A 6747-nucleotide genomic window follows, 5' to 3' on the forward strand; every position below is an offset into this window, starting at 1 on the left:
GACAGGAAGTCCGGCAGCGCTTCCTCGCGCACATAGCGGAAATAGGCCTCGTGGCGGGCAATGCGATGGGCCGCGTCGGCATGCTTGTCGAAGAAGGATTCCGAATCGACGCCGTCGACCGTGAACAGCTGGATGCGGCCGGTGTCGATGAATTCGGCCAGTGCGCCCACCCCGCCGGAATCCTCGAACTGGTAGAACCGGCCCTGCGAGGTCGGAAACACCACCACCGGCCGGCCGGCATGGCCGTAGCGCTTGTATTCCATGTCGCGGCCGAGTTGGCTCGAGAAATTCTTATGATAGGAAATGTCCATCGCCTCACGCCTTTTCCGCGTGGATGTACGCGACCGCTTCGCGCAGCGCTGCTTCGTCTTTCGAGCGCATCTGGTAGGCGTAATTTCCCATGGCGCGGCTGAAAACCTCTTCGATGGCCTGATGGTGGACGATCTTGTCGCGGTGCGCGGCTAGCACGTCCTCATGGCTGTGCAAATAGTGGAGGCGTCGCTTGCGGCTGGCATAGGCGGTGAAATATTTGCCCTCGTAAGGGCCGCCGGCGGCATCCCTGACCACCATGTCGGCCCACGCCGCATAGACATCGATGTCGAACGTATAGTTGATCGCATCGGTCATCCAGGCGCCGGGCGGGCGCATGTTGACCTCCAGCGCGATGACACGGTCGTCCTTGGTCTCGAACAGCTCGATGTGGAAGAAGCGTTCACGCACGTCGAATGCTTTCAGGATCTTTCGACCGGCCTCCTCGACCGCCGGGTTGATTCTGGGAAAGCAGGTATAGCTCATGTGGCGGTCCTTGTTGACCACCTCCATGACGCTCTGGTCGTAGCGGTGGCTGGCCGCCAGCACCACCTCGCCGTCGCGGTTGACCAGCCCGTCATAGGTCACCACCAGCCCCTCGATGAACTGCTCCATGACGAAGGTCACGTCCTCGGGCTTGTCCCGGAAGAACTGGTCGAGCTCCTTGGCGTTGGAGATCTTGAAGGTGTTCGATGCGCCGGAACCGCTGTCGGGCTTGACCACCACCGGATAGCCAACGCGCCGGATGAAGGTCATGGCCCCGGCGCGGTCGGAACATTTGCGCTGCGCGATGGTGTCGACGCCGCTCTTGCGGAAGAAGGCACGCATGCGGCTCTTGCGCTTCAGGTTCTTCACGAAATCGAGCTTGGTGCCGTAGATGTTGAAATCGGTGCGGATGTTGGCTTCCAGCTCCAGCCAGTGTTCGTTGAGCGATTCAAAGCGGTCGATGCGGCCCCACTTGTGGATGAAATGCCCCATTGCCCGGAACACCGGATCATAGTCCTCCATGTCGGCGACACGGTAGTACTCGCTGAGCGCCGCCTTCAGCTTGGCGTCGAGCGCGTCATAGGGCGCGTCGCCGATACCGAGCAGCCTGGCCCCGGCCTTCTTCAAACGGTCGCAGAAATCCGCGCCATTGGCGGGAAAATGCGGCGAGAAGAACACGAAATTCATGGACGACCCCTCCCGGCGACTGGACATCGCAACCCGTCGCCCAAGTCTGGCGCATTTGCCGCGCCTGGGGAAGAGCACGCGCGTCGGGGTGCCGCCCGTCTCAACCAGCCGACAGACAAATCGGACAACTCATCTGCTGCCTAATCCGGACGACTGCTTACGACACGGCCTGCCGAACTCAGCTGAACAAAGGCCTGGCGGCGGCAGTCAGTTCGGCGGTGTTGGCAGCCTTTGTGCCGAAAGTTTTTAATGATAGGAATTTTTTCTTGACTCCCTGCCCTCAGCTAAGGTACATTTTCATCCATGGTGCTGATTTGCGCCAGTGACCCGCCGCACAGGCGGGTTTTTCGTTTGACGCTTCGTCGGCCAACGCGCCGGCAAAGGCTCCGAAGAAGCCCGTTAACCCGGATTCGTTGTCCTGCACGGCCTGCGGCCCGCTTCATCCCCAGCCTCCATTCGCTGGCTATGAAACCGGACAACTCACGTGCTAATCCGGACAACTCATGTGCTTACGACACGGCCCGCGGCCCACTTGCCTCCCACAAGCCGCTCCTGTAAGAGAACCGCCATGAACACGCGCGCCAGCAACGCTTCCCGTCCGACCGGTTTTTCCGGCGAGACCGTGCGCGCGCTGGCTTCGACCCTGCTTCTTCTCGGCCTTATCGGCGATCGCCGGGTTCGCTGAAGGAGCGCCCGGCGGTCGAACCGCCGCGCAAGCGCATGCTCCTTGGCAATCACATCAAGCGAACGAAATTCTGGTAAAGGCGCCGCTCGCCATCAATCCACCTGAAGGTGGATCCATGAGCCGCCGGGAGAAACGACGATGAACGCACGAGAAGAGATCCGCTCCGATGCCGCGGTAGCCGACACGGATTCGGCCAAAGGCATGCCCGACGCGGCTCGCAAATATCAGCCCTATCCGACCGTCGGTCTCACCGATCGCACCTGGCCCTCGAAGGTTATCGACAAGGCGCCGATCTGGTGCTCGGTCGACCTGCGCGACGGAAACCAGGCGCTGATCGATCCTATGGGCCATGAGCGCAAGGCACGCATGTTCGGCCTGCTGCTCGACATGGGCTTCAAGGAGATCGAGATCGGCTTCCCGTCGGCATCGCAGACCGATTTCGACTTTGCCCGCTGGTGCATCGAGGAAGGCAACGTACCCGCCGATGTCTCGCTGCAGGTGCTGGTGCAGTGCCGGCCGGAGCTGATCACCCGCACCTTCGAGGCGCTGAAGGGCGCCACCAACCCGATCGTCCATTTCTACAATTCGACCAGCGAATTGCAGCGTCGCGTCGTCTTCGAGAAGGACGTCGGCGGCATCAAGCGGATCGCCACCGACGCCGCCAAGATGATCACCGACATGGCGGCCAAGGCCGGCGGAGGCTTTCGTTTCGAGTATTCGCCGGAAAGCTTTACCGGCACCGAGCTGGAAGTTGCGCTGGAGATCTGCAACGCCGTCACCGAGATCGTCAGGCCGACCGCTGACAACAAGCTGATCATCAACCTGCCCTCGACGGTCGAGATGTCGACACCCAACATCTATGCCGATCGCATCGAGTGGATGTGCCGCAACCTCGACAACCGGGAGAACCTGCTGGTCTCGCTGCATCCGCACAATGACCGCGGCACCGGCATCGCCACCACCGAGCTCGGCCTGATGGCCGGCGCCGACCGTGTCGAAGGCACGCTGTTCGGCAATGGCGAGCGCACCGGCAATGTCGACATCGTCACGCTGGCGCTGAACATGTACACGCAAGGTGTCGATCCGTTGATCGACTGCTCGGACATCAACCGGATGAAGGACGTCTATGAATATTCGAACCAGTTGAAGATCCCCGAGCGCCACCCCTATGTCGGCGAACTCGTCTACACCGCCTTTTCCGGTTCGCACCAGGATGCCATCAACAAGGGCATGAAGGCGCTGAAGAAGGCCAATACGAGTCTGTGGGAAGTGCCCTATCTGCCGATCGACCCGGCCGATGTCGGACGCAGCTACGAAGCCATCATCCGCATCAATTCGCAGTCCGGCAAGGGCGGCATCGCCTATGTGCTGCAGGCCGATTACGGCCTCAATTTGCCGCGCAACCTGCAGATCGAGTTCAGCCAGGAAATCCAGGCGATCACCGATGCCGAGGGCAAGGAAGTGCCGGCCAGGCGCATCTACGAGCGCTTTCTCGAGACCTATGTCGACCAGCCCGGCGCGCGGCTGAAATTCCTCGATCACCACACCTATCCCAGCACCGAGATCAAGGGCCGGCGCGTCGTCGAGGCGGTCATCCTCGACAACGGCAAGGAACTGACGATATCGGGCACAGGCACCGGCCCGATCGACGGCTTCGTCGATGCGCTGTCACGTCATCTCGGTGTCGAGATGTCGGTGCTCGACTATTCCGAGCACTCGATGCAGCGCGGCTCGAACGCGTCGGCCATTTCCTATGTCGAGATGGAATATCCCGGCGGCAAGCTGTTCGGCGCAGGCATCAACACCAACATCGTCGCCGCCTCGCTGGAAGCAGTGATGTCCGCCGCCAACCGTATCGTCGGCAAAAAAGCCGGCTGACGCCCGACGGGAACAAAGATCGGAACCGTCCAATCTGGTGATCGGTTCCGACCTTTCGGGCCGTTAACCACCGCGGAATTATCCGGTGGGTACGTGATCGCATAATGGGGTGTATACTTGTGTGGTGGTGCGGGACCTATATGATCGCGCCTCAACCTGTGCCGACTTCGAGAGGATCGACACTTGCAGCATGCCACGCCTGCCGCCCCCGCAGTGCGCGAGACACTGGAGCGACTGCTTGCCAGCCAAACGTTCGGCCGATCCGAACGCGCGCGCAAGCTGCTACGCTATCTTGTCGAACGTGAACAGGCCGGCGAAGCCGACAGGCTCAAGGGCTTTTCCATTGCCATGGATGTTTTCGGCAAGGACGGCGATTTCGACCCGTCCACCGATGCCGTGGTGCGGGTGCAGGCAGGCAGGCTGCGCGAGCTTCTGCAGCACTATTTCGCCAATGAGGGAATTGCCGAACCGGTCCGCATCGCCATTCCGCGCGGCGGCTATGTTCCTGCCTATGAATCGAATGCGATCCGCCTGCCGGATATTGCCGAGGCTGTTCCCGAACTCAGGCTGGACGGCGCCGCATCCGCCGATCGGTCAAACGAAGCCGGCACGGGCACGCCGGAGGCGATGTCTCTGACTTCCGTACCGACTTCGCCTGCCCCCTCGGTGGCGCGCCATCTCCGCTTTTTCTGGATGGCGATCGCCCTGGTCATCGCCATGCTGGGCGTACTGATCCTTCGCCAGGGCAGCACTGCCTTGCTGGCAGGCGGCGACATCTCGGCAACGCCGGAGACCGCTGGCGCAACCGCAAGCATCACATCGTCGGCAAGGGCTGACGCCCTGCCGCAAGTCTATATCGGACTCAAGGCTGACGGCTCCGACGCCAGCCGTGTCGCCGCATCGCTGCGCGCCGGCCTGAGTGGCTTCGATACGATCGACTTCATCGGCCGCGACACCGTCAACGATCCAGCCGACGACGCTGCGAGCTTCATATTCGACATCCTGCCCGGACCGGACGCGGGCGATATCACGATAGAACTGCAAAGCATGGCGTCCGGACGGGTGCTTCTATCGCGCAATCTCACCCCTGCCGACAGCGCACCTGCGGCGGTCGAAGACCGTATTGCCGACATGCTGAGCTCGGCACTCCCCGCCTCCGGCACCATCTACAACTATATCGAGCAGACCGGCACGCCAAACGGTCTGACGCAGTGCCTGCTGCTCAACGGCAAATATTACCTCGACCAGAACGCCAGGACCCATGAGGCGGCCTATCGTTGCCTCGAGAAGCTGGCCAATGGTGGAACCAAGTCCTCGCTCGTCTATTCGGAACTTGCTTCCCTGCATCTCGAGGCGGTGTCCGATCATTACGCCTATCCGCCCAACGCGACGATTGAAACAGCCGTCGAGTTTGCCCATCGCGGCGTGCAGATGGGTCCGACCAGCCCTTATGCGCATCGCGCCTACGGCTATGTCAGTTCGCACCTCGGCAATACGGACGAATCAATCCGCTGGATGCGCAAGGCCTATGAACTCAACCCCTACGATCTCGGCATGGCCGCCGCTTACGGTTACGGGCTGATCTTCGCCGGACGCTACGCCGAGGGAACGCCGATCCTCGATCATGCGGCGGAGACCTTCAGCGGACACCCGACATGGTGGGACTATGGGCTGTTCGTCGGTGAGCTCATGCTCGGCGACACGAACAAGGCAGTCGCGGCCAGCATGGCACTGAGAACGACCGCAACGAAATCACACTATCTGGCGGCACGGCTGATCGGCGCCAAGGCTGCCGGACAGGACCATCTGGTGAGCACGCTGCTGAAACAGTTGACCACCGAGTTCCCCAAATTTGCCGCCGATCCGCGGGCGACTTTCGTCGAGCGGAAATATCCGGCCGACCTGACCGACCGGCTGGTTCAGGCGCTGCGCGCTGCCGGGCTCGGCAGCCCGAGCTGACATCATCGACGTCCGCGCACTGGCTGCGCCGTGTCCCGATGGATTTACTGCGCTCCGATCGCCGAATGCCGGTTGATCCCCAAGTTCTGTACACAACCGTACAAATCGCGAAAATTTTACTGGTCATCATGTCGGACTAGGAGCAATTCAGCCACGATTGGTGTCGCGCATTCTGCAATAACAAAAAATCAGCTTTCATGACCGCATCACTTTTTGCCGCCGAAGAGGGTGTTGGCTCGAAGGCCATCGTCCTGCTGCACGGTTTCGGCGGCTGCCACGATGTATGGCGCGAGGTGATTTCCGCCCTGACGCCTTCCACGCATACGCTGGCCTATGATCTGCCTGGGCATGGGATGTCGCTCGACTTTCCCGCCGCCGGTCCGGCCAGGGTGGCGGCCAAGGCCGTGCTGACCGACCTCTCGGAGCGTCGGCTGAAGCGCGTTCATCTCGTGGGCCACTCGATGGGTGGTGCCGTGGCGGCGCTGATGGCGCTGGCCGAGCCCGAAAAGATAGCCTCGCTGACGCTTCTGGCGCCGGGCGGCCTTGGCCCCGAAATCAACGGGCCGCTGTTGCGCCGCTATGCCGAAGCCGCGGATCGGTCCGAGATCCGCTCCTGCCTCTCCCAGATGTCGGGACCTTCTGCCCTGCCGCTCGAACATACGGTGGACATCCTTTGGGAAATGCGCAGGCGACCCGGCCAACTCGAAAAGCTGGTCGGGATCGCGGCCGCCATGACCGTGGAC

General features: G+C 61.7%; 4 protein-coding genes and 1 pseudogene. 3 read left to right on the top strand and 2 right to left on the bottom strand.

The annotated features are described in order from the left end of the window. Positions 1-311, bottom strand: a pseudogene (locus EN969_RS11030) (hypothetical protein); the annotation flags it as partial. Between the two features lie 4 nt (positions 312-315). Continuing rightward, positions 316-1482, bottom strand: a complete 1167-nt coding sequence (locus tag EN969_RS11035) for an ATP-grasp domain-containing protein (protein WP_063168866.1) — start codon at positions 1480-1482, stop codon at positions 316-318. Between the two features lie 823 nt (positions 1483-2305). Between EN969_RS11035 and leuA the strand changes: the two genes are divergently transcribed. The 3 genes from leuA to EN969_RS11055 all read left to right on the top strand — a co-directional run. Beyond that, entirely contained in the window at positions 2306-4045 is a 1740-nt protein-coding gene (gene leuA / locus EN969_RS11045; RefSeq protein ID WP_032899463.1) for a 2-isopropylmalate synthase, read from the top strand. Positions 4046-4228: 183 nt separating this feature from the next. Further along, positions 4229-6004: a hypothetical protein gene (locus tag EN969_RS11050; RefSeq protein WP_063168867.1), complete on the top strand. Its 1776-nt coding sequence runs from the start codon at positions 4229-4231 to the stop codon at positions 6002-6004. 197 nt (positions 6005-6201) lie between these two features. Next, positions 6202-6747 (top strand): alpha/beta fold hydrolase (locus tag EN969_RS11055; RefSeq protein WP_127419125.1); only part of this gene is annotated, 546 nt, incomplete at its 3' end.

The sequence above is a fragment of the Mesorhizobium sp. M7A.F.Ca.CA.003.01.2.1 genome (assembly GCF_003998945.1).
GTDB lineage: Bacteria > Pseudomonadota > Alphaproteobacteria > Rhizobiales > Rhizobiaceae > Mesorhizobium > Mesorhizobium ciceri.

Excerpts from the sequence above, each read along its gene's own strand:
- EN969_RS11035 (WP_063168866.1), bottom strand. The coding sequence starts at position 1,482 with ATGAATTTCGTGTTCTTCTCGCCGCATTTTCCCGCCAATGGCGCGGAT.
- leuA (WP_032899463.1), top strand. The coding sequence starts at position 2,306 with ATGAACGCACGAGAAGAGATCCGCTCCGATGCCGCGGTAGCCGACACG.